At 69.9% G+C, this 25,644-nt stretch carries 21 protein-coding genes and 3 tRNA genes; all 24 read right to left on the bottom strand.

The annotated features are described in order from the left end of the window. Positions 1-95: 95 nt before the first annotated feature. The 24 genes from fusA to ACGFZ2_RS05155 all read right to left on the bottom strand — a co-directional run bounded on the left by fusA (position 96) and on the right by ACGFZ2_RS05155 (position 24,856). The gene (gene fusA / locus ACGFZ2_RS05270; RefSeq protein WP_393264992.1) at positions 96-2,192 is read right to left on the bottom strand and encodes an elongation factor G; all 2,097 of its coding nucleotides are present in this window, start codon (positions 2,190-2,192) and stop codon (positions 96-98) included. 75 nt (positions 2,193-2,267) lie between these two features. Beyond that, complete coding sequence (gene rpsG, locus ACGFZ2_RS05265) at positions 2,268-2,738, bottom strand: 30S ribosomal protein S7 (RefSeq protein ID WP_013735957.1); 471 nt, start codon at positions 2,736-2,738, stop codon at positions 2,268-2,270. Position 2,739: 1 nt separating this feature from the next. Beyond that, positions 2,740-3,114 carry a 30S ribosomal protein S12 gene (gene rpsL / locus ACGFZ2_RS05260; RefSeq protein ID WP_007465318.1) on the bottom strand — a complete coding sequence of 125 codons (375 nt, stop codon included), beginning with the start codon at positions 3,112-3,114 and terminating at the stop codon, positions 2,740-2,742. 495 nt (positions 3,115-3,609) lie between these two features. Further along, positions 3,610-3,957: a hypothetical protein gene (locus tag ACGFZ2_RS05255; protein ID WP_393265054.1), complete on the bottom strand. Its 348-nt coding sequence runs from the start codon at positions 3,955-3,957 to the stop codon at positions 3,610-3,612. 470 nt (positions 3,958-4,427) lie between these two features. Then, positions 4,428-4,799 carry a hypothetical protein gene (locus ACGFZ2_RS05250; protein ID WP_393264989.1) on the bottom strand — a complete coding sequence of 124 codons (372 nt, stop codon included), beginning with the start codon at positions 4,797-4,799 and terminating at the stop codon, positions 4,428-4,430. A gap of 98 nt (positions 4,800-4,897) precedes the next feature. Then, positions 4,898-8,785, bottom strand: a complete 3,888-nt coding sequence (locus ACGFZ2_RS05245) for a DNA-directed RNA polymerase subunit beta' (protein WP_393265052.1) — start codon at positions 8,783-8,785, stop codon at positions 4,898-4,900. An 80-nt stretch (positions 8,786-8,865) separates the two neighbouring features. Beyond that, positions 8,866-12,297, bottom strand: coding sequence for a DNA-directed RNA polymerase subunit beta (locus ACGFZ2_RS05240; RefSeq protein ID WP_393264987.1), 3,432 nt, complete (start codon positions 12,295-12,297; stop codon positions 8,866-8,868). 572 nt (positions 12,298-12,869) lie between these two features. After that, entirely contained in the window at positions 12,870-13,253 is a 384-nt protein-coding gene (rplL, locus tag ACGFZ2_RS05235; RefSeq protein WP_393264986.1) for a 50S ribosomal protein L7/L12, read from the bottom strand. 54 nt (positions 13,254-13,307) lie between these two features. Further along, positions 13,308-13,853 (bottom strand): 50S ribosomal protein L10, encoded by a 546-nt coding sequence (rplJ, locus tag ACGFZ2_RS05230; protein WP_091102532.1) that lies wholly within the window; start codon positions 13,851-13,853, stop codon positions 13,308-13,310. Between the two features lie 340 nt (positions 13,854-14,193). Continuing rightward, positions 14,194-14,829, bottom strand: a complete 636-nt coding sequence (locus ACGFZ2_RS05225; RefSeq protein ID WP_393450480.1) for a hypothetical protein — start codon at positions 14,827-14,829, stop codon at positions 14,194-14,196. 52 nt (positions 14,830-14,881) lie between these two features. Beyond that, the gene (locus tag ACGFZ2_RS05220) at positions 14,882-15,715 is read right to left on the bottom strand and encodes an ATP-binding cassette domain-containing protein (protein ID WP_393450477.1); all 834 of its coding nucleotides are present in this window, start codon (positions 15,713-15,715) and stop codon (positions 14,882-14,884) included. Positions 15,716-15,792: 77 nt separating this feature from the next. Beyond that, positions 15,793-16,509, bottom strand: coding sequence for a 50S ribosomal protein L1 (rplA, locus tag ACGFZ2_RS05215; protein ID WP_393264980.1), 717 nt, complete (start codon positions 16,507-16,509; stop codon positions 15,793-15,795). Between the two features lie 80 nt (positions 16,510-16,589). Then, positions 16,590-17,021 carry a 50S ribosomal protein L11 gene (rplK, locus tag ACGFZ2_RS05210; RefSeq protein WP_350681614.1) on the bottom strand — a complete coding sequence of 144 codons (432 nt, stop codon included), beginning with the start codon at positions 17,019-17,021 and terminating at the stop codon, positions 16,590-16,592. A 184-nt stretch (positions 17,022-17,205) separates the two neighbouring features. Next, positions 17,206-17,928 (bottom strand): transcription termination/antitermination protein NusG, encoded by a 723-nt coding sequence (nusG, locus tag ACGFZ2_RS05205; protein WP_393105632.1) that lies wholly within the window; start codon positions 17,926-17,928, stop codon positions 17,206-17,208. Between the two features lie 38 nt (positions 17,929-17,966). Then, entirely contained in the window at positions 17,967-18,359 is a 393-nt protein-coding gene (secE, locus tag ACGFZ2_RS05200) for a preprotein translocase subunit SecE (protein ID WP_357692566.1), read from the bottom strand. Between the two features lie 212 nt (positions 18,360-18,571). Next, positions 18,572-18,644: transfer RNA gene (locus ACGFZ2_RS05195), tRNA-Trp, on the bottom strand. A 126-nt stretch (positions 18,645-18,770) separates the two neighbouring features. After that, on the bottom strand, positions 18,771-19,163 hold the full coding sequence (locus ACGFZ2_RS05190; protein ID WP_393450474.1) for a MaoC family dehydratase: 393 nt from the start codon (positions 19,161-19,163) through the stop codon (positions 18,771-18,773). Between the two features lies 1 nt (position 19,164). After that, the gene (locus ACGFZ2_RS05185; RefSeq protein ID WP_357692569.1) at positions 19,165-19,611 is read right to left on the bottom strand and encodes a MaoC family dehydratase N-terminal domain-containing protein; all 447 of its coding nucleotides are present in this window, start codon (positions 19,609-19,611) and stop codon (positions 19,165-19,167) included. 125 nt (positions 19,612-19,736) lie between these two features. Next, on the bottom strand, positions 19,737-19,904 hold the full coding sequence (rpmG, locus tag ACGFZ2_RS05180) for a 50S ribosomal protein L33 (protein ID WP_013288652.1): 168 nt from the start codon (positions 19,902-19,904) through the stop codon (positions 19,737-19,739). 132 nt (positions 19,905-20,036) lie between these two features. Continuing rightward, positions 20,037-20,109, bottom strand: a tRNA-Met gene (locus ACGFZ2_RS05175). Positions 20,110-20,134: 25 nt separating this feature from the next. Further along, a tRNA-Thr gene (locus ACGFZ2_RS05170) sits at positions 20,135-20,207 on the bottom strand. A gap of 96 nt (positions 20,208-20,303) precedes the next feature. Next, positions 20,304-22,832, bottom strand: coding sequence for a bifunctional diguanylate cyclase/phosphodiesterase (locus ACGFZ2_RS05165; protein WP_357692571.1), 2,529 nt, complete (start codon positions 22,830-22,832; stop codon positions 20,304-20,306). A 51-nt stretch (positions 22,833-22,883) separates the two neighbouring features. Further along, positions 22,884-23,024, bottom strand: coding sequence for a hypothetical protein (locus tag ACGFZ2_RS05160; RefSeq protein ID WP_350711563.1), 141 nt, complete (start codon positions 23,022-23,024; stop codon positions 22,884-22,886). Between the two features lie 611 nt (positions 23,025-23,635). Further along, positions 23,636-24,856 (bottom strand): low temperature requirement protein A, encoded by a 1,221-nt coding sequence (locus ACGFZ2_RS05155; RefSeq protein WP_393450471.1) that lies wholly within the window; start codon positions 24,854-24,856, stop codon positions 23,636-23,638. Between the last annotated feature and the right edge of the window lie 788 nt (positions 24,857-25,644).

The raw sequence follows: 25,644 nt of genomic DNA, 5'->3' as shown, positions 1-25,644 counted from the left end.
TACAGGCCCGGTCTCACGCATCCCGACCGAGGTGGCCGCGGGCGGGGAGCACCCTCCCGCGACCGCCCCGGATCATCGGAGCACGTCAGGTGAGGTCACTCACCCGTCGCCTTGGCGATGATCTCCTTCGCGACCGAGGCCGGAACCTCGGCGTAGGAGTCGAACTGCATGCTGTAGCTAGCCCGGCCCTGGGTCTTCGACCGCAGGTCGCCGACGTAGCCGAACATCTCCGACAACGGCACCAGGGCCCGGACGACGCGGGCGCCGCTGCGCTCCTCCATCGCCTGGATGATGCCACGGCGGGAGTTGAGGTCGCCGATGACGTCACCCATGTTCTCCTCGGGAGTGGTGACCTCAACGGCCATCATCGGCTCGAGCAGCGCGGGGTCGGCCTTGCGGGCCGCCTCCTTCATCGCCATCGAGCCGGCGATCTTGAATGCCATTTCCGACGAGTCGACCTCGTGGTACTGGCCGTCCACCAGGGTGAGCTTGACGCCCACCAGGGGGAAGCCGGCGAGGATGCCGTACTGCATGGCGTCCTGCGCACCCGCGTCCACCGACGGGATGAACTCCCGGGGGATGCGGCCACCGGTCACGGCGTTGGCGAACTCGTAGGTCGGGGCGTCGTTGCCCAGCGGCAGCGGCTCCAGGCTGATGATCACCCGGGCGTACTGGCCGGAACCGCCGGTCTGCTTCTTGTGGGTGTACTCGACCTTCTCCACCTTGCGGCGGATGGTCTCGCGGTACGCCACCTGCGGCTTACCGATGTTGGCCTCGACGTTGAACTCGCGGCGCATCCGGTCGACCAGGATGTCCAGGTGCAGCTCGCCCATGCCGGAGATGACCGTCTGGCCGGTCTGGTCGTCCAGCTTGACGCGGAAGGTCGGGTCCTCCTCGGCCAGCCGCTGGATGGCGGTGCTGAGCTTCTCCTGGTCGGCCTTGGTCTTCGGCTCGATGGCGACCTCGATGACCGGCTCCGGGAAGGTCATCGACTCCAGGATGACCGGGTTCGCCGAGTCGCACAGGGTGTCACCGGTGGTGGTCTGCTTGAGACCCTGCACCGCGATGATGTCGCCGGCCTGGGCCGAGCTGCGCTCTTCCCGCTTGTTGGCGTGCATCTGGTAGATCTTGCCGATCCGCTCCTTGCGGTCCTTGGTGGAGTTGACCACCTGGGAGCCGGACTCGAGCGTGCCGGAGTAGATCCGGACGTAGGTGAGCTTGCCGAGGTGCTTGTCCGTCTGGATCTTGAAGGCCAGGCCGGAGAACGGCTCCGAGACGGACGGCTTGCGCTGCATCGGCGTCTCGCCGTCGGTGGCCGTGCCCTCGATCGCCGGGATGTCCAGCGGCGACGGCAGGTACGCGATGACCGCGTCCAGCATCGGCTGGATGCCCTTGTTTTTGAAGGCGGTGCCGGTGAGGACCGGGTTGGCCTTGCCGGCGATGGTGGCCCGACGGATGGCGGCCTTGATCTCCTCGACGGAGATCTCCTCGCCCTCCAGGTACTTCTCCATCACCGCGTCGTCGACGTCGGCCAGGGTCTCCATCAGCTTCTCGCGCCACTCGGCGGCGGAGTCGGCGAGGTCGGCCGGGATCTCCTCGACCGCGTAGTCCTCACCCTTCTGGGTCTCCCCGCGCCAGGTCAGCGCCCGCATCTCGACCAGGTCGACCACACCGATGAAGTCGGACTCGGCGCCGATCGGGATCTGGAGCACCAGCGGGGTGGCGTTGAGCCGGTCGATCATCATCTGCACGCAGCGGAAGAAGTCGGCACCGGTCCGGTCGAGCTTGTTGACGAAGCACATCCGGGGGACGTTGTACTTGTCCGCCTGCCGCCAGACGTTCTCCGTCTGCGGCTCCACGCCGGCGACGCCGTCGTAGACCGCGACCGCGCCGTCCAGCACCCGCAGCGACCGCTCGACCTCGACCGTGAAGTCGACGTGGCCGGGCGTGTCGATGATCTGGATCGTGTGGCCCTTCCACTCACACTTGGTAGCAGCGGAGGTGATGGTGATACCACGCTCCTGCTCCTGCTCCATCCAGTCCATGACGGCACCGCCCTCGTGGACCTCACCGATCTTGTACGTGATGCCGGTGTAGAACAGGATCCGCTCGGTGGTGGTGGTCTTACCGGCATCGATGTGGGCCATGATGCCGATGTTGCGTACGTTGGCGAGCGCGTCTGCGGCGGCCACTTCAATCCCTACTTATCGTCGTCTCGACACAACTGGTGGCGGTTCCGGCGTCACGCGGACGCCGGAACCAGGGTGTTACCAGCGGTAGTGCGCGAAGGCCTTGTTGGACTCGGCCATCTTGTGCGTGTCCTCGCGCCGCTTGACGGCGGCGCCGAGGCCGTTGCTCGCGTCCAGCAGCTCGTTCATCAGCCGCTCGACCATGGTCTTCTCGCGACGGGCGCGGGAGTAGGTGACCAGCCAACGCAGGCCCAGGGTGGTCGCCCGGGCCGGGCGGACCTCGACCGGGACCTGGTAGGTGGCGCCACCGACGCGGCGGCTGCGCACCTCGAGGGTCGGCTTGACGTTGTCCATCGCCCGCTTGAGGGTGACGACCGGGTCGGTGCCGGACTTCTCGCGGCAGCCCTCGAGGGCCGCGTAGACGATGCGCTCGGCGAGCTGACGCTTACCACGCAGCAGGATCTTGTTCACCAGCTGGGTGACCAGCGGCGAGTTGTACACCGGGTCAGCGACCAGCGGCTTCCGCGGAGCGGGTCCCTTACGCGGCATCTCAGCTCTTCTCCTTCTTCGCGCCGTAACGGCTGCGAGCCTGCTTGCGGTTGCGGACACCCTGGGTGTCCAGCGAGCCGCGAACGATCTTGTACCGCACGCCGGGGAGGTCCTTCACACGGCCGCCGCGGACGAGCACGATCGAGTGCTCCTGCAGGTTGTGGCCGACGCCCGGGATGTAGGCGGTCACCTCGATCTGGCTGCTGAGCTTGACACGAGCGACCTTGCGGAGCGCCGAGTTCGGCTTCTTCGGGGTGGTGGTGTACACGCGGGTGCACACGCCGCGCCGCTGGGGAGACCCCTTGAGCGCCGGGGTCTTCGTCTTGGTCGTCTTGGCCTGACGGCCCTTTCGGACCAACTGCTGAATGGTGGGCACCGGGCTTCTCCGCTCCCTTCGGCCGCTGTGTGGCGGCCGCGCCTTCTGCCGTAGCCGACCTGATGACCGGCTCTCCTACATTCCGACCAGGGCCACCTCGCGGAGGTCCCGGCACCCGCGGTCGGGCGTGTCGCCCAGCTCACGGTCCCGGCGTCGGCGCTCACGCGTGTCGACCGGGGTCTTTCACCGGCACACGGCAGGCCGCGCGCCGGGTCTTTGGCTTTGTCGTGCTCCCGCGCGATCTCCGGCTCGCCGGATCCAGCGCACGCACGAGTTGCCCGGGCCTGCCCGGGCACAAGGGGAAAGAGTACCTACCACAACCGCACAGGTCAAAACGGAGTGGCCGGCGTAGCGTCTCACCCGCCCGCCGATCGAACCCGTCGCGCCTGCCCGCCCGTGATGGGCACCTACGGTCACAAGTGTACCGGCTTCCCCAGGAACCGGCCCGTCGACCCCGGGGCGGCTCCGCTCACGCCCGGCCGTCGCGGCTCCGCGTCACGCCAGCGCCACCAGCAACGCCAGCCCCAGCCCGAGCAGGCTGAGCAGCAGTCCCGCTCCGCCGCAGCTCACGCCGGCCACCGCCAGCCCCCGCCCGGTGAACCGGACCGCCGGCGGCGGCGCCGCACGGCGGATCTGTCGCAGCCCGAACAGGCCGGCGACGACCGCGCCCGCCCCCGACAGGACGCCCAGCACGGTGAAGGCGCCGGCCGCCCAGGCGCCGCCCATGCCGGCGACCGCGCCGAAGCAGACCACCAGCAGCGCGACGAGGATCGAGACGATCCCGGCCACCAGGGAACCGACGGCGAGGCCGGAGGTGACCGGGGGCACGTCCAGGTGCACCACGCCGAACGGCGTGCCGGCGACCGCCTCGACCCGCTTCGGCGGCCGACCCGGCTCCCGCGGCGGCGGAGGCGTCGGTGCCGGGAAGGCGGAGCCGCCACCCCAGCCGGGACCCGAACCGGGAGCCGTGCCCGGAGGCGTGCCGGGACCCGGGCCTGGAGCCGCCCCGGGAGGCGTGCCGGGACCCGGGCCCGAAGGCGTGCCCCAGCCGCCGGCCGTGGACGGTGGCGGGTATCCCGTCGGGGCGGACGGGGCAGCCGCGTCGGGCCGCGCCCACTGCCCCGCGTCGGACGGGGCGGCGTCCGGGTGCGTGGCGGGGGGCGCCGCGGGGTCGCTGCCCGGGAAGCGCGCCGGTTCCGTCACGGGTCCTCCTGTCGACGTCTCGGCGTCCACCGCCGCGCGACGGACACCGGGCCAGGCTACCGCCGGCGGGCGGACGGCCCACTCCCGGCGGGACCCGTTCCCCCGGGCGGTCAGTCCACGTTCGGCGCGAAGTCCTGCCCGTAGGGCGCGTCGGCGAGGCGGACCACCCCGACCACCACCGCGGCCACCACGGTGACCGCGGCCAGGACCAGGCCCGTCCAGGCCAGCCGCTCCCCCTGGCGCAGCCAGGCCGCACCGGTCAGGAAACCCCCCGACGCGTACGCCTCCCGGCGCGCCTGCCGGGCGAGCTGGAGCGCCACCGTGGCGGGCACCACGCCGCCGACGAACAGGCCGGTCAGCGCGCCGATCAGGCCCAGCGCGAAGACCGCCTTCGCCTTGGTGGCCCGGGCCGGGTCCGGGTCGAGCGGGTGGCGCGGCGGCACCGGCGGGGCGACGGGCGCCTGCCCGGGTGCGGTCGTCATGCCCTCCATCATGCCCCGGCCCCGCCGGATCGGGCCGGCCGATCCCGGGACACGACGAGGCCCCCGGCGGCTGCCGGGGGCCTCGTCGTCCGTGCTGTTTAGCGGTACGACCCGAAGTCGAAGTCGTCCAGCGGAACCGCCTGGCCGCTGGCCGGCCCGAAGCCGTAGTCGGTCTCCGGGTAGCCGGTCATCGAGTAGACCTTGGCCTTCGCCTCCTCGGTCGGCTCGACCCGGACGTTGCGGTACTTGCTGATGCCCGTACCGGCCGGGATGAGCTTACCGATGATCACGTTCTCCTTGAGGCCGACGAGCGAGTCGCTGCGCGAGTTGATCGCCGCGTCGGTCAGCACCCGGGTGGTCTCCTGGAAGGAGGCCGCCGAGAGCCAGGAGTCGGTGGCCAGCGAGGCCTTGGTGATACCCATCAGCACCGGGCGACCGGCGGCGGGCTCGCCGCCCTCGGAGACGAGTCGGCGGTTCTCCGACTCGAACAGCGCCCGGTCGACCAGCACGCCCGGCAGGAACTCGGTCGAGCCGGAGTCGATGACCGTCACCCGCTTGAGCATCTGGCGGATGATGATCTCGATGTGCTTGTCGTGGATGAGCACACCCTGCGAGCGGTAGACCTCCTGGACCTCCTGGGTCAGGTGGACCTGGACCGCGCGCGGGCCGAGGATGCGCAGCAGCTCGTGCGGGTCGATGGTGCCCTCGGTGAGCTTCTCGCCGACCTCGACGTGGTCGCCGTCGTGGGTCCGCAGCCGGACCCGCTTGGAGATCTTGTCGTAGACGATCTCGTCGCTGCCGTCGTCCGGCACCACGATGATCTTCCGCGACCGCTCGCCGTCCTCGATCCGGATCCGACCCGGGGTGTCGGCGATGGGCGCCTTGCCCTTCGGGACCCGGGCCTCGAAGATCTCCTGGACACGGGGCAGACCCTGGGTGATGTCCTCACCCGCGACACCACCGGTGTGGAAGGTACGCATCGTCAGCTGCGTACCCGGCTCACCGATCGACTGGGCGGCGATGATGCCGACCGCCTCGCCGACGTCCACGGTCTTGCCGGTCGGCAGCGAACGGCCGTAGCACGCACCGCAGACGCCCAGCTTCGACTCGCAGGTGAGCACGCTGCGCACCCGGACCGTCTCCACCCCGGCGGCGACGATCTTGTCGACCCCGATGGAGTTGATGTCCTGACCCCGCTCGGCGACGACGGTGCCGTCCGGCCCCTTGATGTCGTCGGCCAGCGTCCGGGCGTGCACGCTGGTCTCGGCGTGCTCGTGCACGACCAGCTTGCCGTCGATCCGCTCGCCGATCTGCATCGGGATGGCGCGGTCGGTGCCGCAGTCCTCCTCGCGGATGATCACGTCCTGCGAGACGTCCACCAGACGACGGGTCAGGTAACCCGAGTCGGCGGTACGCAGGGCGGTGTCCGCGAGACCCTTCCGGGCACCGTGCGTGGAGATGAAGTACTCCAGCACGGAGAGACCCTCCCGGTAGCTGGCCTTGATGGGCCGCGGGATGATCTCGCCCTTCGGGTTGGCCACCAGACCACGGATCGCCGCGATCTGCCGGAGCTGGAGCAGGTTACCGCGGGCACCCGAGTTGATCATCTTCCACAGCGGGTTCTCCTGCGGCAGCGCGGTGTCCATCTCCTTGGCGACCTCGTTGGTCGCCTTGGTCCAGATCTCGATGAGCTCGCCGCGGCGCTCCTCGGCGGTCATCAGACCACGCTGGTACTGCTTGTCGATCCGGTCGGCTTCCTTCTCGTACCGCTCCAGGATCTCCCGCTTGCGCGGCGGAGCGATGACGTCCTCCATGCCGATCGTCACGCCGGACCAGGTGGCCCAGTGGAAACCGGCCTCCTTGAGCCCGTCCAGGGTGGCGGCCAGCGCCACCTTGGGGAAGCGCTCGGCGAGGTCGTTGACGATCGCGGAGAGCTGACCCTTGCGGATCTCGTAGTTCACGAAGCGGTAGCCCTGCGGCAGCGTCTCGTTGAACAGCACCCGGCCGAGGGTGGTCTCCACGGTCAGCGGGTCGCCCTCGACCCAGCCCTCCGGGGCGGTCCACGGCTCGGCGCCGGCGCCGTTGTCGACCCCGACCACGCCACGCAGCCGGATCTTCACCGGGGCCTGCAGGTGCAGCTCGCCGTTGTCGAAGGCCATCCGGGCCTCGGCGTCCGAGCTGAACGCCCGGCCCTCGCCCCGCTCACCGGCGGTGAGGTGGGTGAGGTGGTAGAGCCCGATGACCATGTCCTGGGTGGGCATGGTGACCGGCTTGCCGTCGGCCGGCTTGAGGATGTTGTTCGACGACAGCATCAGGATCCGCGCCTCGGCCTGGGCCTCGGCGGAGAGCGGCACGTGCACCGCCATCTGGTCACCGTCGAAGTCGGCGTTGAACGCGGTACAGACCAGCGGGTGGATCTGGATGGCCTTGCCCTCGACCAGCTGCGGCTCGAAGGCCTGGATGCCCAGCCGGTGCAGGGTCGGCGCCCGGTTCAGCAGGACGGGGTGCTCGCCGATGACCTCTTCCAGCACGTCCCACACGACCGGCCGCTGCCGCTCGACCATCCGCTTGGCGGACTTGATGTTCTGCGCGTGGTTGAGGTCCACCAGCCGCTTCATCACGAACGGCTTGAACAGCTCCAGCGCCATCTGCTTGGGCAGGCCGCACTGGTGCAGCTTGAGCTTCGGGCCGACCACGATGACCGAACGGCCGGAGTAGTCGACGCGCTTGCCCAGCAGGTTCTGGCGGAACCGGCCCTGCTTGCCCTTGAGCATGTCGGACAGCGACTTGAGCGGGCGGTTGCCCGGGCCGGTGACCGGCCGGCCGCGACGGCCGTTGTCGAACAGCGCGTCGACGGCCTCCTGGAGCATCCGCTTCTCGTTGTTGACGATGATCTCGGGCGCGCCGAGGTCGATCAGCCGCTTGAGGCGGTTGTTCCGGTTGATCACGCGGCGGTACAGGTCGTTCAGGTCGGAGGTCGCGAAGCGGCCACCGTCGAGCTGCACCATCGGGCGCAGGTCCGGCGGGATGACCGGGACGCAGTCCAGCACCATGCCGAGCGGCGAGTTGCGGGTGTTCAGGAACGCCGCGACGACCTTCAGCCGCTTGAGCGCCCGGATCTTCCGCTGGCCCTTGCCGGAGCGGATGGTCTCGCGCAGGCTCTCGGCCTCGGCGTCGAGGTCCATGTTCTGGACCAGCGCCTTGATAGCCTCGGCGCCCATGCCGCCGGTGAAGTACTCGCCGAACCGGTCCCGCAGCTCGCGGTAGAGCAGTTCGTCGGTGACCAGCTGCTTCGGCTCCAGCTTGCGGAAGGTGTCGAGCACCTCGTCCAGGCGGTCGATCTCGCGCTGGGCCCGGTCGCGGATCTGGCGCATCTCGCGCTCTCCGCCCTCCTTGACCTTGCGCCGGACGTCCGCCTTGGCACCCTCGGCCTCCAGCTCGGCCAGGTCGGCCTCGAGCTTGGCGGCACGCTTCTCGATCTCCGAGTCGCGGCTGTTCTCGGCCTGCCGCTTCTCGGCCAGGATCTCGTTCTCGATCGTCGAGAGGTCGCGGTGACGCGCCTCGGCGTCCACGCTCGTCACGACGTACGAGGCGAAGTAGATGATCTTCTCAAGGTCCTTGGGGGCGAGGTCCAGCAGGTAGCCCAGCCGGCTCGGCACGCCCTTGAAGTACCAGATGTGGGTCACCGGAGCGGCGAGCTCGATGTGGCCCATGCGCTCACGGCGGACCTTCGACCGGGTCACCTCGACGCCGCAGCGCTCGCAGATGATGCCCTTGAAGCGGACCCGCTTGTACTTACCGCAGTAGCACTCCCAGTCCCGCTGCGGACCGAAGATCTTCTCGCAGAAGAGCCCGTCCTTTTCCGGCTTCAGGGTGCGGTAGTTGATCGTTTCAGGCTTCTTGACCTCGCCGTGCGACCACTGACGGATGTCGTCGGCGGTGGCGAGGCCAATGCGCAGCTCGTCGAAGAAGTTGACGTCGAGCACCATGTCCCCTATGTCGTCGTCTGTACTGCTAGCTAGTGGGTGGGGTCGGGAGCCGGCGAGCCGGCCCCCGACCACTCACCTCAGACCTCTTCGACCGAGCTCGGCTCGCGCCGGGACAGGTCGATGCCCAGCTCCTCCGCGGCCCGGAACACCTCGTCGTCGGTCTCGCGCATCTCGAGGGCCACACCGTCGCTGGAGAGCACCTCGACGTTGAGGCACAGCGACTGCAGCTCCTTGAGCAGCACCTTGAACGACTCGGGGATGCCCGGCTCGGGGATGTTCTCGCCCTTGACGATCGCCTCGTAGACCTTGACCCGGCCGAGGACGTCGTCGGACTTGATCGTCAGCAGTTCCTGCAGGGCGTACGCGGCGCCGTACGCCTGCATCGCCCAGCACTCCATCTCACCGAAGCGCTGGCCACCGAACTGCGCCTTACCACCCAGCGGCTGCTGCGTGATCATCGAGTACGGGCCGGTCGACCGGGCGTGGATCTTGTCGTCGACCAGGTGGTTGAGCTTCAGGATGTAGATGTAGCCGACCGCGATCGGGTCCGGCAGCGGCTCGCCGGAGCGGCCGTCGAACAGCTGTGCCTTTCCGGAAGAGCCGATGAGCTGCTTGCCGTCCCGGTTGGGCAGGGTCGACGCGAGCAGGCCGGAGATCTCCTCCTCACGGGCGCCGTCGAACACCGGCGTGGCCACGTTGGTGTCCGGCTCGGACTCGTGGGCCTCGATCGAGCGGAGCTGACGCTTCCACTCGGCGTCGTCGCCGTCGACGCTCCACCCCGTCTTGGCCACCCAGCCGAGGTGGGTCTCCAGCACCTGGCCGATGTTCATCCGGCTCGGCACACCCAGCGGGTTGAGCACGATGTCGACCGGCGTGCCGTCCTCCAGGAACGGCATGTCCTCGATCGGCAGGATCTTGGAGATGACGCCCTTGTTGCCGTGCCGGCCGGCGAGCTTGTCACCGTCCTGGATCTTCCGCTTCTGGGCGACGTAGACCCGGACCAGCTCGTTGACGCCCGGCGGCAACTCGTCGCCGTCCTCTCGGGAGAAGGTACGCACGCCGATGACCGTGCCGGTCTCGCCGTGCGGCACCTTCAGCGAGGTGTCGCGGACCTCGCGCGCCTTCTCACCGAAGATCGCGCGGAGCAGCCGCTCCTCCGGGGTCAGCTCGGTCTCGCCCTTGGGCGTGACCTTGCCGACCAGGATGTCGCCGGGGACGACCTCGGCGCCGATCCGGATGATGCCGCGCTCGTCGAGGTCGGCGAGCATCTCCTCGCTGACGTTCGGGATGTCGCGGGTGATCTCCTCCGGGCCCAGCTTGGTGTCCCGGGCGTCGACCTCGTGCTCCTCGATGTGGATCGAGGTGAGCACGTCCTGCTGCACGAGGCGCTGCGACAGGATGATCGCGTCCTCGTAGTTGTGGCCCTCCCAGCACATGAACGCCACGAGCAGGTTGCGCCCGAGCGCCATCTCGCCCTCGTCGGTGCACGGACCGTCGGCGATGACCTGGCCGGCCTCGACGCGGTCGCCCTCGAAGACCACCGGCTTCTGGTTGACGCAGGAGCCGGCGTTGGAGCGGCGGAACTTGTGCAGCAGGTACGTGCGGCGGTGGCCGTCGTCCTGGTGGATGGTGATGTAGTCGGCGCAGAGGTCCTCGATGACGCCACCGACCTCGGCGACCACCACGTCACCGGCGTCGACCGCGGCACGGTATTCCATGCCGGTGCCGACCAGGGGCGACTCGGCCTTGACCAGCGGCACCGCCTGGCGCTGCATGTTCGCGCCCATGAGCGCCCGGTTGGCGTCGTCGTGCTCGAGGAACGGGATCATCGCGGTCGCGACCGAGGTCATCTGCCGCGGCGACACGTCCATGTAGTCCACGGCCGCCGGCGGGACGTCCTCGGTCTCGCCGCCCTTACGGCGGACCAGGACGCGGTCCTCGGCGAACGACCCGTCGGCCGTCAGCGGCGCGTTGGCCTGCGCCTTGACGAACCGGTCCTCCTCGTCCGCGGTCAGGTAGTCGATCTGGTCGGTGACCCGACCGTCGACGACCTTCCGGTACGGCGTCTCGATGAAGCCGAACGGGTTGACCCGGGCGAAGGTGGACAGCGCGCCGATCAGACCGATGTTCGGGCCTTCCGGCGTCTCGATCGGGCACATCCGGCCGTAGTGGGACGGGTGCACGTCGCGGACCTCGAAGCCGGCCCGTTCCCGGGACAGACCACCCGGGCCGAGCGCGCTCAGCCGGCGCCGGTGGGTCAGGCCCGCCAGCGGGTTCGTCTGGTCCATGAACTGGGACAGCTGCGAGGTGCCGAAGAACTCCTTGATCGCCGCCACGACCGGGCGGATGTTGATCAGGGTCTGCGGCGTGATCGCCTCGACGTCCTGGGTGGTCATCCGCTCGCGGACGACCCGCTCCATCCGGGACAGCCCGACCCGGACCTGGTTCTGGATCAGCTCGCCCACCGTACGCAGACGCCGGTTGCCGAAGTGGTCGATGTCGTCGGCCTCGTAGCCCTCCTCACCGGCGTGCAGCCGGCAGAGGTACTCCACGGTGGCGACGATGTCGTCCTCGGTCAGCGTGCCGGTGGTGATCGGCACGTTCAGCTCGAGCTTCTTGTTGAACTTGTAACGCCCGACCTTGGCGACGTCGTACCGCTTCGGGTTGAAGAAGAGGTTGTCGAGCAGGGTCTGGGCGTTCTCGCGGGTCGGCGGCTCGCCAGGGCGGAGCTTCCGGTAGATGTCGAGAAGCGCCTCGTCCTGGCCGGCGATGTGGTCCTTCTCGAGCGTGGTCATCATCAGCTCGGACCAGCCGAACCGCTCGCGGATCCGCTCGGCCGACCAACCGATGGCCTTGAGCAGCACCGTGACGGCCTGCCGGCGCTTGCGGTCGATGCGAACGCCGACCGTCTCGCGCTTGTCGATGTCGAACTCCAGCCAGGCACCCCGGCTGGGGATGACCTTGACGCTGGAGAGGTCGCGGTCGGAGGTCTTGTCCGGCTGCTTGTCGAAGTAGACGCCCGGGGACCGGACGAGCTGGCTGACCACGACGCGCTCGGTGCCGTTGATGATGAAGGTGCCCTTCGGCGTCATCATCGGGAAGTCACCCATGAACACCGTCTGGCTCTTGATCTCGCCGGTGGTGTTGTTGGTGAACTCCGCGGTCACGAACAGCGGGGCGCAGTAGGTCAGGTCCTTCTCCTTGCACTCCTCGATCGAGGCCTTGACCTCGTCGAAGCGCGGAGCCGAGAAGGAGAGCGACATGGTGCCGGAGAAGTCCTCAATGGGACTGATCTCGTCGAGGATCTCCGCGAGACCCGAGCGTGCGTGCGGGTCGTCCGCCGACCGGCCCTGCCAAGCCTCGTTGCCGACGAGCCAGTCGAAGGACTCGTTCTGGATGGCGAGGAGGTTGGGGACCTCGAGGTGTTCGGTGATCCTGCCGAATGAGACTCGGCGGGGAGCGAATGCGCTCGACGTACGACTGGTCTTCGCAGGGCGGGAAGCTGCCAAGATGCGTCCTTCCGAGGACCGGTGCTGCAGAACGGCTGGTACGCGTGCACTCCAATGACCCCACCAGAATTATCCGTAAACGGACATTTCCGAGCAGGGGTCAAGCCGGAAGGCAGCGCAAACTAGCAGTGTAGCCGAGAGGCTAACCGCTGTCCAGCCCACCCCGCAGGTCGTCGCGGAACGTGCCTCGGGACCCCCAGGAACCGGGTCTCACCGGGCCGCTCGGAACGCGACGTTCCTGCCGGGCCGCTCGGGTGTGGCGGCCGATGGTGCTGCCGCTGCCATTACCCAAGTGGTGGCCGTTGCAAGCGCGGAAGGTCTTGCTGGTGTCAGCGTGCCTGTCAGCCCGGGGCCGCGTCAAGGGCCGGCATCCGGGTCGCCCCGTCTTTCCCACCCACGGGCTATCGCCACGCACCGCGTACGCGCCGACGCCAGGCGTGGACGCCCTGCTCACCGCGCTGCGACCGGGGCCACCAAGACGGCGGGCGGCGATCCACTGTCGGATCACCGCCCGCCGTGACGCGGTGTGCCCCGGCTCACGTGAGCCGGACGCGCGCCTGGTCGACCTCAGGTCACTTGAGGGTGACCTTGGCGCCCTCACCCTCGAGCTTGGCCTTGGCCTTCTCGGCGGTCTCCTTGTTGGCCTTCTCCAGGACGGCCTTCGGAGCGGCCTCGACGAGGTCCTTGGCCTCCTTGAGGCCCAGGCCGGTCAGCTCGCGCACGACCTTGATGACCTGGATCTTCTTGCCGCCGTCAGCCTCGAGGATGACGTCGAACTCGTCCTTCTCCTCCTCGACCGGGGCGGCCGTGGTCGGGCCGGCCGGGCCCGCGACGGCGACCGGAGCCGCGGCGGTGACCTCGAAGGTCTCCTCGAACTGCTTCACGAACTCGGAGAGCTCGATCAGCGTCATCTCCTTGAACGCGTCGAGCAGCTCGTCGGTGCTGAGCTTCGCCATGTCTGGCGTCCTTTCCTGAATCTGTTAGGTAAGAACTGGGTGCGCCGCGGGGCCTCAGGCCGCCTCGGCGCCCTCCTTCTCGCGCTTGTCCGCCAGGGCGGCCGCCGCACGGGCGGCCTTGGAGAGCGGGGCCTGGAACAGGGCCGCGGCCTTGCTCAGGTTGCCCTTCATCGCGCCGGCCAGCTTGGCCAGCAGCACCTCACGGGACTCCAGGTCGGCGAGCTTCGTGACCTCGGCCGCGGAAATGGCCTTGCCCTCGAAGACACCGCCCTTGATGACGAGCTTCGGGTTGGCCTTCGCGAAGTCGCGAAGCCCCTTCGCCGCCTCGACGACGTCGCCCGAAACGAAAGTCAGCGCGGTAGGACCGGTGAACATCTCGTCGAGACCGGAGATGCCAGCGTCGGACGCGGCACGCTTCGCGAGCGTGTTCTTCGCGACCGTGTAGCTGGTCTCCTTACCGAGCGAGCGCCGCAGCTGGGTGAGCTGGGAAACCGTCAGACCGCGGTACTCGGTCAGCACCGTGGCACCCGCGTTGCGGAAGCTCTCGGTCAGCTCAGCGACGGCCGTGGCCTTGTCGGCCCGGATCGGCTTGTCCGCCATGTCCCTCCTCTCTCGTTGCTCGAGGCTGGTCACCGTCGTCGGCCGGAGCTTTCGACGGGAACGGAGGCATCACGAGAACGAGAAAGCCCCGGCGCAGGGCGCACGGGGCGAGGGCCGGACGCGGGCACAGTCGGCGGACCGTGCTCAGCACCGATTTTCGCTTACCGCCCTGCGCGGGTCGCCCGTCGTCGCGGGACCTTCGACCGTGCCGGGGCACGGTGACCAGCGGTCTCTGGGTGGAACTTCGCGCCAAGGTTACGCGAAGAGTGCCCTGACCACCAAATCGCCCCCCGGGTGCGCCACGTCACCCCTCCGGTGGGACCCGGGGTGCGGCCGCCGGTCAGGGCCGGGTGCGACGCCGCCACAGGTAGGCCGCCCCGGCGCTCGCGCTCCACGCCGCGGCCCAGCCGGTCAGCAGCGCCACGGTCGGCGCGGCCAGGTCGCCGGCGGCGGCCCGCGCGGTCGCCATCACCGGCGGCGCCAACCAGGGCGCCACCGAGCCGCTCAGGCCGAGGGCGACCGCGCCGACCCCGCCGAGCGCCAGCACCGCGACGCCGTAGCCGGCGCTGCCCGCGCAGGCGCGGCTGGCCAGCGCCCCGAGCGCCACCGCGGCGGGTACGGCCAGCAGGTGCGCCCACAGGCCGACGGCGATGCCGAGGGGCACCGAGCGGTCGTCCGGCCCCACGGGGCCGGCGATTCCGCCGACCAGCCAGGGGAAGACCAGCGCGACGACCACCGTGCCGAGCCCGGCCACGCCGGCGGCGAGCAGGCCGGCCAGCCGCTCCCGGCGCACCCCGACCAGCGCCTGGGCCAACCGGCGCTGCACGTCGGGCTCCACGTCCAGCAGCACCTTGGTCTGCCAGGCCAGCACCGGGAAGAGCACCACCGCCGAGACGCCGTACGCCTCTCCCGGCTGGGCCCGGCCACCGCCGTAGAGGACGCCGAGGGCCACCAGGCCCGCGAGCAGCGGCGCCAAGGCCCGCCCCCCGTCCGCAGGAAGCCGGCCAGCCGCAGCCGGAGCAGGGCGGTCACCGCGCTCCCCCGGTGGCCGGACCGGTCGGCTCCGCCGCGCCGACCTCCGCCGTCCCCTCGGCGGTCGCGACCCCGTCCGGGGTGCCGGAAGGGGTCGGCGCCTCGGGGCGTACGCGCAGGACGTGATGGCCCTCGGCGCGCAACCGGGCGACGGTGCCGGCGACCCGCGCGGCCGGCACCGCGACCTCGACCACCACCATCGCCACGTCGGCCGGTGGCGCACCCTCGGTGACCGTGCCGTCGGCCACCGTCCAGCGGCGGGCGCCGGGCAGCCGGGCGATCTCGCCGCGGTGGTCGCTGACCAGCACCGACCCGCCCGTTGCCAACACCTCGGCGATCACCGCGGGCACCAGCTCCCGGGTGGCGGCGTCGAGGCCCTCCCACGGCTCGTCGAGCACCAGCAGGCCGGGGGTACGCAGCATCGCCTGGGCCAGGCCGACCTTCTGGGCGGTGCCCTTGGACAGCTCCGGCAGCCGGACCCGGCGGAACCGGGCCAGGCCCAGCTGGTCGGTCCAGTGGTCGACCGCCCGGCCCGTCGCCGCCGGATCGAGGCCAGCGACCCGACCCATGGCGGTCAGGTAGCGCTCGACGGTGAAGGGCTGGTCGGCCGGGAAACGCTCCGGGACCCAACCGACGTGTCGGGGCCGGTCGATCACGCGCCCCCGGCTCGGCCGCAGCACCCCGGCCGCCACCTGGAGCAGGGTCGACTTGCCCACGCCGTTGCGGCCGAGCACGACCACGACCTCACCGGAACCGACCCGCACATCCGTCTCCCGCAGCACCCACGGCCCGCGCCGCCGGTACCGCAGCCAGACGTTCTCCAGTCGCACCCGGCCGAGCATGCCACAGCGGAAAGGGAACGGGGCGCCGCCACGGTGTGGCGACGCCCCGTCACGGGTGCGGGTGCTCAGCCCTCGGCCGAGCCCTCCTGCAGGTTCTTCACCAGGTTCGGGTCGACCGGGACGCCCGGGCCCATGGTGGTGGTGAGGGTGACCTTCTTGAGGTACTTGCCCTTCGCGGCGGACGGCTTGGCCCGCAGGACCTCGTCGAGGACCGCCGCGTAGTTGTCGATCAGCTGGGTCTCGGAGAACGAGGCCTTGCCGATGATCAGGTGTAGGTTGGAGTGCTTGTCCACCCGGAAGGTGATCTTGCCGCCCTTGATGTCCGAGACGGCCTTGGTGACGTCCATGGTCACCGTGCCGGTCTTCGGGTTCGGCATGAGACCGCGCGGGCCCAGGATCCGCGCGATCCGGCCGATCTTGGCCATCTGGTCCGGCGTGGCGATCGCCGCGTCGAAGTCGAGCCAACCACCCTGGATCCGGGCGACCAGCTCGTCGGTGCCCACCTCGTCCGCACCGGCGGCGACGGCCTCCTCGGCCTTCGCGCCGGCGGCGAAGACGATCACGCGGGCGGTCTTACCGGTGCCGTGCGGCAGGTTGACCGTGCCGCGGACCATCTGGTCCGCCTTGCGGGGGTCGACGCCGAGGCGCATCGCGACCTCGACCGTGGCGTCGAACTTGACGTTGGTGGTCTCCTTGGCCAGCTTCACGGCCTCGGCGGGGGTGTAGAGCTTGGACCGGTCGATGACATCGGCGGCCTTGCGGTAGCTCTTGCTGCGCTGCATGGTCTGGTAACTCCTGTGGTCTATGGCGGGCCGCGGCGTCCGCGCGCCCTCCCACGAACTGGATCTGACGGTGACCGGGGTCAGTCGGTGACGTTGAGGCCCATCGACCGGGCGGTGCCGGCGATGATCTTCTCGGCCTGGTCGATGTCGTTGGCGTTGAGGTCGGCCATCTTCTTCTCGGCGATCTCGCGCACCTGGGCGCGGGTGACCGAGCCGACCTTCTCCTTGTGCGGGACGCCCGAGCCCTTCTGCACGCCGGCGGCCTTGATCAGCAGCCGGGCGGCGGGCGGGGTCTTCAGCACGAACGTGAAGCTGCGGTCCTCGTAGACGCTGATCTCGGCGGGGACGATGTCGCCCCGCTGGGACTCGGTCTGCGCGTTGTAGGACTTGCAGAACTCCATGATGTTCACGCCGTGCTGGCCGAGCGCGGGGCCGACCGGCGGCGCCGGGGTGGCCTGGCCCGCCGGCAGCTGAAGCGTGAAAGTCTTGACGAGCTTCTTCTTCGGAGGCATGTCTCTTCCTGGGGCTTGGAACTGGGAAAGGTGCCGGCCGCGGGCGCGCACGGTCAGCGCGATGCGACAGCGGCGACGTTCTAGGGTAGCGCAGCGTCCCGCCGCCCCTCCCGCCGAGGTCGCACGGACGGGTGGAACGAGTACGCCGGCGGCGGGCCGCTGCCCACCGCCGGCGACCGGGACCTCAGATCTTGGTGACCTGGTTGAAGTTGAGCTCCACCGGCGTCTCGCGGCCGAAGATCGACACGAGCACCTTGAGCTTCTGCTGGTCGGCGTTGATCTCGCTGATCGTCGCCGGCAGCGAGGCGAAGGCACCGTCGGTGACCGTGACCGAGTCGCCGACCTCGAAGTCGAGGACCTTGATCTCGGGCTTGGCCTTCTTCTGCTCGGTCTCGACGGCCGGCGCCAGCCACTTCAGCACCTCGTCGAGGGAGAGCGGAGCCGGGCGGTCGGCCCGGTCCGTCGCGCCCACGAAGCCGGTCACGCCCGGCGTGTTGCGCACGCAGGAGTAGGACTCCGCGGTCAGCTCCATCCGGACCAGGATGTAGCCCGGGAAGACCTTGGCCTGCACCTGCGACCGCTTCCCGTTCTTGACCTCGACCTCTTCCCGGGTCGGCACCTCGACCTGGTAGATGTAGTCCTCCATGTCGAGGCTCGTGATCCGGGTCTCGAGGTTGGTCTTGACCTTGTTCTCGTAGCCGGCGTACGAGTGCACCACGTACCAGTCGCCCGGCGCGTAGCGCAGCTTCTGCCGCAGCTCGGCGACCGGGTCGTAGTCCTCGTCCGGGGCGGGCTCGGTGGTGGGGAACTCCGGCTCGCTGGCGGCCTCGACCGACTCGTCACCAGCCGCCGTCGCCACCGTGGACTGCTCGTCCGTGGTCTCGGCGGTCTCGTCGTACTCAGGCACGCTCGCTCACTTCCGTCACTATCGGCTCAGTCGGCCGGTCAGCTGGGGTTGCCGAAGACCCACAGCACGCCCTTCGCGAAGGCGTAGTCCAGGCCGGCCACGATCGTCAGCATCACCGTGACGAAGGCGACCACCACGGCCGTGTAGGTCAGCAGCTCCTTGCGGGTCGGCCAGATGACCTTACGCAGCTCGGCCACGACCTCGCGGATGAATCGGGCGATGCGGCCGAACAGACCCACGCGATCGGTGTCCGTCTTGGTCTTGGGCCGGCTGTCGGCCGACTCGGCCTTCGCCCGCGACCGCGTCGCGGTGCCGCCCCGGGAGACCGGCTCCTCGGCGTCGGTGGCGTCGTCGTCGGCCACGTCGTCGACGACCTCGTCGTGCAGACGGTCGTCGCCGGCGTCCTCGCCGCGCCGCTTCTTGTCGGCCACTTCGCCCTCCGTCGCGGGATGTCGGGTCGCACGCGGTGGGCGTGCGCAGCGCTTGGTCACGCCGGCCGGACCAACCGTCCCGCGACGGGCCGCGGCCGGTGGACCGGCCGGACGGACCCGAATGCCTCGGAACCACCCCGCCGATACCACCACCACGGGCCGGACGCCGCCCTACGGCGGCGCGACCCACGGGAACGGTCAGGCCTGAGGCGCAGGGGTGACAGGACTTGAACCTGCAGCCTGCGGTTTTGGAGACCGCTGCTCTGCCAATTGAGCTACACCCCTGTGCGGCAACGCTCACCCCGCCCGGTCACAGGACCGTGCAGGGGTCACTTGCCCCACGGCGGACCAGTGTACGGGTAGTCGCACGACTTTCCCAACCGGTCTGCCCATCGCGCGTCGCGGGCCTGGTCAGCGGGCCGTCCGGACGGTCGCCCGGGCCTGCGAGAGCACCTTCTCCCCCAGGCAGGTCGCGGTCACGTCGAGCCTGGTCAGGCCCTCCTCGGTGACCTCCCGGACGACCGCCGTGACCTCGATCTCGGTGCCCTCGTCGTCGTCCGGGACGACCACCGGCCGGGTGAAGCGGACGTTGTAGTCGACCACCGCGTCCGGCCTGCCGGCCCAATCCGTCAGCGCGCGGCCGACCAGCGCCATGGTGAACATGCCGTGGGCGATCACGCCGGGCAGACCCACCTTGGTGGCGAACCGGTCGCTCCAGTGGATCGGGTTGAAGTCCCCCGAGGCGCCGGCGTAGCGGACCAGGTCCGCGCGCGTCACCCGGAACGTCTTGGCTGGCAGCTCCATCTCAGCCCTCCCCGCGTACGACGAGCTTCGACCAGACGGTCACCACCGGCTCCCCGGCCGACGTGCCGACCTCGGTGCGGGTGGTCAGGAAGTCGTGCCCGCCGCGGCTGCTGACGTCCTCGACGACGCAGACGCAGACCAACTCGTCCCCCGCCACCACGGGGCGGGTGTAGGCGAAGCGCTGGTCGCCGTGGACGACCCGGCTGTAGTCCACGCCGAGGGCCGGGTCGTCGATGATCTGCTGGCTGGCGGCCATGCTGACCACCACGGGGAAGGTCGGCGGGGCGACCACGTCCGGGTGGCCGAGCGCGCGGGCGGCCTCCGGGTCGTGGTGGGCCGGGTCGGCGGCGCCGATCGCCGTCGCGAACTCACGGATCTTTTCTCGGCCCACCTGGTAGGGGGCGGTCGGCGGGTACGTCCGGCCGACGAAGGACGGGTCCAGGGACATGCCGCGAACCTACACGCAAAACAAGATCGCCGATCCGTACGGGGCGGCGGCGGCCGGAGCCGCGCCGTCCTGACGGACCGGCGATCGGGAAGTGCGGGGACCGGGCCGGCGGAGCCGGCCGTGGGTCAGCGGGTCTCGCGGTGGACCGTGTGCTTGCCGTCCCGCGGGCAGAACTTCTTCAGCTCGATGCGGTCCGGGTCGTTACGACGGTTCTTGCGCGTGATGTAGTTGCGCTCCTTGCACTCCACACACGCCAAAGTGATCTTCGGCCGGACATCGGTCGCCTTCGCCACGGCGGAGTGCCTTCCTCGCTACGGGTAACAACTACGGCGCATCAGCCTACGCGCTGACCACGCGGACATGCAAAGTGGGCGCCTGTGGCGCCCATCCCACCGTCCACCGGGAAAAGGCCCGGTGGACGAGAGTAGCGGTGGCCGGACTTGAACCGGCGACACAGCGATTATGAGCCGCTTGCTCTACCATCTGAGCTACACCGCCGTGGCGGGTCCAGCCGGACCCTCTGAGCCCCCTTACGGAATCGAACCGTAGACCTTCTCCTTACCATGGAGACGCTCTGCCGACTGAGCTAAGGGGGCCTGCGCGATCTCCCCGGGGGGTGACGCGCAGGGGATACATTACACGGCCGTGCGGCGGAGATGAAATCGGATCCCCCAGAGCCGTATTTCCACAGCTCAGGGCACGACGCGCAGCCGGGGCAGCTCCCCGGCGGAGATCGTCTCCGGATCCACCTGGGCGCCGAACCAGGCCTCCAGCCGCTCGTACGGCAGTGGCCGGCTGAACAGGAAGCCCTGGCCGATCTCGCAGCCGATGTCCTGGAGCAGCTCCAGGGTCAGCTCGCTCTCCACGCCCTCGGCGACCACGGCCAGGCCGAACTGCTGGGAGAGGGTGACCACGGCGTTCACGATCGCCAGGTCGCCCGGGTCCGTCGCCATGCCCTGCACGAATGAGCGGTCGACCTTCACCTCGTGCACGGGCAGCCGGCGCAGGTGCGCCAGGGACGAATCCCCCGTGCCGAAGTCGTCCACCGACAGCCGTACGCCGAGGTCCCGCAGCCGCCGCAGCGTCGGGATGGGCCGGTCGGTGCCGTCCAGCACCCCGGCCTCCTTGATCTCCAGCGTGAGCCGTTGCGGCGGTACGCCGTACTCGTCGAGCAACTCCTGCACACGGGCCGGGAAGTGCTGGTCGGTGAGCGTACGGGCGGAGAGGTTGACCGCGACGGAGAGCGGCTGGCCGGCGTGCGACCAGTCCCGGCTGCGCCGCAGCCCCTCGCGGAGCACGAACTCGGTGAACCGGCCGAGCTGGCCGGTGTGCTCGGCCACCGCGACGAAGTCCTCCGGGGCGACCGACCCGTGGGCCGGGTGCTCCCACCGGGCCAGGCACTCCACGCCGACCAACCGGCGGTCCCGCAGCGTCACCTTCGGCTGGAAGTAGACCTTCAACTCGCCGTCGTCCAGCGCCCGCCGCAGGTCACCGGCGAGGCCCAGCCGCCGCAGCGACCGGGACTCCAGCGCCGGGCTGAACAGCTGCACGCTGCCCGGCACGGACTTGGCCGCCGTCGCCGCCAGGTCCACCCGTTGCAACAGGGAGGCGGCGTCGCTGCCGTGATCCGGGTGTACGGCGACGCCGACCGCCGTGTCCACGTCCAGGGTGAGCGCGTCGAAGACCATCTCGTCGCGGATCTGCTCGCGCAACTGCGCGGCCAACTCCACCGCCGCCTCGGCGCTCTCCAGCCGCAGCGTGACCAGGAACTCGTCCCCGCCGGCTCGGCCGACCAGGGCCGACGACGGGGCGCAGGCGCGCAGCCGGTCGGCGACCTCGGCGAGGACCTTGTCGCCCGCCGCGTGCCCCAGGGACTCGTTGACCTGCCGCAGCCGGTCGACGTCGAACAGCAGGAGCGCCACCACCTCGCCGGGCGCCCGGATCTTGACCGCCTCGTCCAGCGCGCCGGTGATCCGCCGCCGGTTGGGCAGCTTGGTCAACGCGTCGTGGTACGCGTCGTGCCGCAGCCGGTCGACCAGCCGGGAATTCTCCAACGCCACCGCCGCGTGCGCCGCCACCGTCTCGAACAGGGGCACGTCGGTGCGGACGAAGTGGTTGCTGTCACCGAGGCGGTTGGCGACCTCCAGCGTCCCGATGACCGCCTGGCCGGACCGCAACGGGATGACGATCACGTCCTTGACGCGCTCCGCCGACAGCGCCGCGCGCAGGTCGCCGTCGGTCATCAGGCCCCGCCCGACGGCCACCGTACGGCCCTCGTCGCGGGCGCGTTCGCGCAGCGCGGCCGGCGTCTTGGCGAAGTCGAGCAGGCCCGGGTCGTCGTTGCGCGCGGTGAGCAGCACCTCCGGGTGCCGGCCCTGGGCGGGCAACCAGAGGGTGGCGTACTCGGCCTGCATCAGGGCCCGTACCCGCCCGAGGAGGGCGTCGGGCAGGGTGCCGTACTGACCGCTCTCGCTCACCGCGCGGCTCAGTTCGTACATGTCGGCGAGCGTGCGGTGCTGCCGGAAGAACTGGGCGTACGCCCGGTAGACGAGCGCCAGCGCGGCGACCAGGACCGCCAGCAGCAGCAACGACCACCAGGTGGCCGCGATGAGGATCAGGACGATCATCCCGCAGGCGATGTTGATCGCCGCGGCCAGCAGTCCCGGCGGGGACTTCCGGAAGACCTCGCGCCCGGCCTGCCAGCCCTGGAGCAGCGTGTGCACCCCGGCGATCGCGGTGAGGCTCACCAGGTTCACCATGCTCGCCGCGACGAACAGGGTCAGCCAGGTGGCCGGACCCACGCCCTGCACCGGCGGGAACGCCTGGAGCACCAGGACGGCCAGCGACGAGCCGGCGGCGGCCCGGGCCACGTTGAACCAGAACTTCGCGGCGGCGGAGGGGTGCCGCAGGTGGGTGATGATCGCCGAGAGTGTGTAGATGGCGACGACCGTGAGCGGCCGGACGAGGAAGAACGCCAGGACGAGCGGGATCTCGTTGAGCGTCATCCCGATGGACTGCCGCCGGACCGTGAAGTTCAGCACCGGCATGCCGGCAGCCACCATGGCCACCAGCAGCAGCACTGCCAGTGGCCATTCGCCGAACGGCTCCGGGGCGACCAAGCCGACGACCGTGGCGCAGACGACCGCGAGCATCGCCAACGGCCCGGTGATCAGCCAGGCGTACTCCGTCGAGCGGGGACCGGTGCGGCCTCGACCCGCCATGCCGCTCCCCTCACCGGCCGCGCCGGCTCACATCATCGACGTGGTGGTTCGTCAGAGCTTGGGCATGTTCCAGACGAAATCCAACAACTGAGCGTCGCCGACGTTCGAGGCGTCACCGACGAAGACGCCACCAGCCACAGCGGCGAGTACGAAAAACGAGCCAAGCAGCCGGCCCAGCCTTCGACCAGACATGTTTGCTCCTGTCGGGGAAGTGTCACGGGGATGGTGGAGGTTCCACGATCGTGCCACAAGGCAGGTACCCAGAAAAGCCGTGCGCCTGCCGGCGGCCCGAGCGTCGGTGACGTTCCGCCGTTCGGACCACCACCCTCGTCGCAGCAGGCCAGATCACGAGCCTGCGACGGCCACCACCCACTTCGTACAGTGCCGAATACGACCTTCGGCGCATTCCGCCCGGCGACGAGGCCAGCAGGGCCGGCCGGCCCTACGGCTATCGTCCATCAGTCGCCCGGGGAGCCGCACCACCCATCCGGACACGCGCCCGGGCATCGACCACCATACCCGGTCTGCGCCATCGCACCAGTGTCGAGACATGATGCGTCCGATCGGTGGAGGGCAATGCGGCTGGAGCGGCGGATCCGGACAAGCCGGTCACGAAGGGGACCGCGGGAGTGAGCGCCTCCCGCCCGGGGCCGCACGGGCTTCGCCGGCCGTCCGACGTACGTCTCCCCGTCGATGCAGTCGGCGTAGACCCGAAGGAGCACGAGGCCGTGGCCCAGACGCCGGGCAACCTCCGCCGGCCGGCCACCTATCACCAGGTTGACCAACCTCCCTGGGCAGTACACCTAGTGCGCCGGGGAGGGCGCCTCGGGAGGACGGCCAGCGGCGTGGCGGGCGTCGGCCAGGGCGACGGCGAGCAGCACGAGCGCGGCCACGACCGCAGCGGCCAGCGACGAGGCGAAATACAGGGGGACGGCGGCGACCGCCAGGGCGGCGATGGCGACGATGCGGCGGACGGAAAGTCGGTCGAACACGATGCGTTCCAGACGGATGCGGCCGTAGAGGAACAATGCCGGGCCGCCGAGGATCGCGACGAGCCACACCGCCTCGGGCCGGCCGTCCGGGTGCTGCAGTACGATCTCGAACCCGACTGCGGCGGCGACGATGCCCGCCACCATGACGACGTGGGCGGTGCCGGTGGCGCGGCCGGCGGCGTACCGGTCCCCCGCCGCGGCGACAGCTTCGGCGAGGACCTGGCCGGAGCGGTAAAAGTAGATGCGCCACAACAGCACGGTCGACAGGAACGCCACCACGAGCCCCGCGGCGGCCGCCGCGGTGACCGGCTGGTTGGTCAGCGTGAGGCCGACGGCGAGGACGGTTTCCCCGAGGGCGATCATCAGGAACTGCTGGTATCGCTCGGGCAGGTGGTGGCGGCTGTCCATGGCCCACGCACTGACCTGCGCTGGCCGGGCCATCCCCGGCACCGGCCAGCGCAACTGCCCGGCGACGATGTCAATGGTCACGGCGACCCCCCACAGGGTGGCCCGGGCGCTGCCACTGACGGCCGCGCCGGCGAGCCAGATCACCGCCGTGGCCGCGTACCACAGCACTGACCGGAGGTAGAGCCGCCGAAGGGGGTGCCCGCGCAGCGCGGGCATCAGGATGAGCGGCCGGCCGAGCTGCAGGATCACGTACGGCAGCGCGAACGCCCACCCGCGGCCCACGAACGCGTACGGCAGCGAGGTCGACATGACCAGCAATCCGAAGGCACTGGCCAGCACAATCCACTGGATCTTGCGGCGGCGGGGGTCGAACCAGCTGGTGATGTGCGCGGTCGTGATCCACAACCAGATCAGCGGCAGAGACAGCACCAGCAGGAAGGCCATCGACCGCCACCGGACGACAGCGTCTTCGCTGACGATGTCCCGCGCGACGCGGCTGACCACCCCGGCCAGGGCGAACACCAACACCAGGTCGACGAACAGTTCCAGGAAGTTGGCCTGCCGCACGTCCTCGCGACGTTGCAACAGGTCCTGACCCTCTCCACCGCCTTCCGGATGTCCCATACCGCTCATACTCACCGCCACCTGCCCGGCTCACCGGGGGTTGGACGTCGTACACCCGGAGGGAAAGCCGCACAACGGTGACCGGCAGCGGCTCCTGGCCCGACCAGGATGTCGTACGAATGGGCGAACGGCACCAGGTCCGCAACGCCGACCACGATGCACCCGAAGCCTCTGACCAGCATGAACGCCGATCAACAGGGGTACGGCGACACAGATGCGAGACAGAGGCCGCCAACTAAGATCCGGTAACCACACCGGAGGGGTCAGATGGAGACATGGCGTGTCCTGGCGGCTGTCATCACGGGACCAGCTGTGAGCCTCGTAGGCGTCGCCCTGGCCACCAACTTTCGCGGCGTGACGGAGTGGCACGTGCGGCGGTCGATGTCCACCGCGAGTGCGCTACGGCGAGTTCCGCCCTGGCGTTGGCTACCAGACGTCCCGCACGAGGAGCGTCTAGCGCGCTTCATCCTGCTGGAACGGGCGATAGGCGTAGCTCTCGCAGTGGCCGGCGTCATGATCGTGATTACTGTCGGCCACAGCATCCTGACCGGCCAGCCGATGCGTACGGTGAAGTAGAACCCGATCTCAACCGCCGGCTGATGCAGGTTGAGGATCTTTGATCTTCTGCGGGGACCGGCAAGAATGAGGTTGGGCAGGCAGCCACGAGCGGAGCTGACAGACCAGCCAGCGTCACGCACGGGATGAGCTCTGCCAGTTCATGGTGATGTGGGAGAACACTCCTGCTCAGGGCCCCACCACACTTACTACGCGATTCGCCCTGGCCCCGC

The organism is Micromonospora sp. NPDC048063, assembly GCF_043202855.1.
Lineage (GTDB): Bacteria > Actinomycetota > Actinomycetes > Mycobacteriales > Micromonosporaceae > Micromonospora.
The sequence above is the reverse complement of the archived record's forward strand: the minus strand, read 5'-3'. Positions and strand labels throughout refer to the sequence as shown.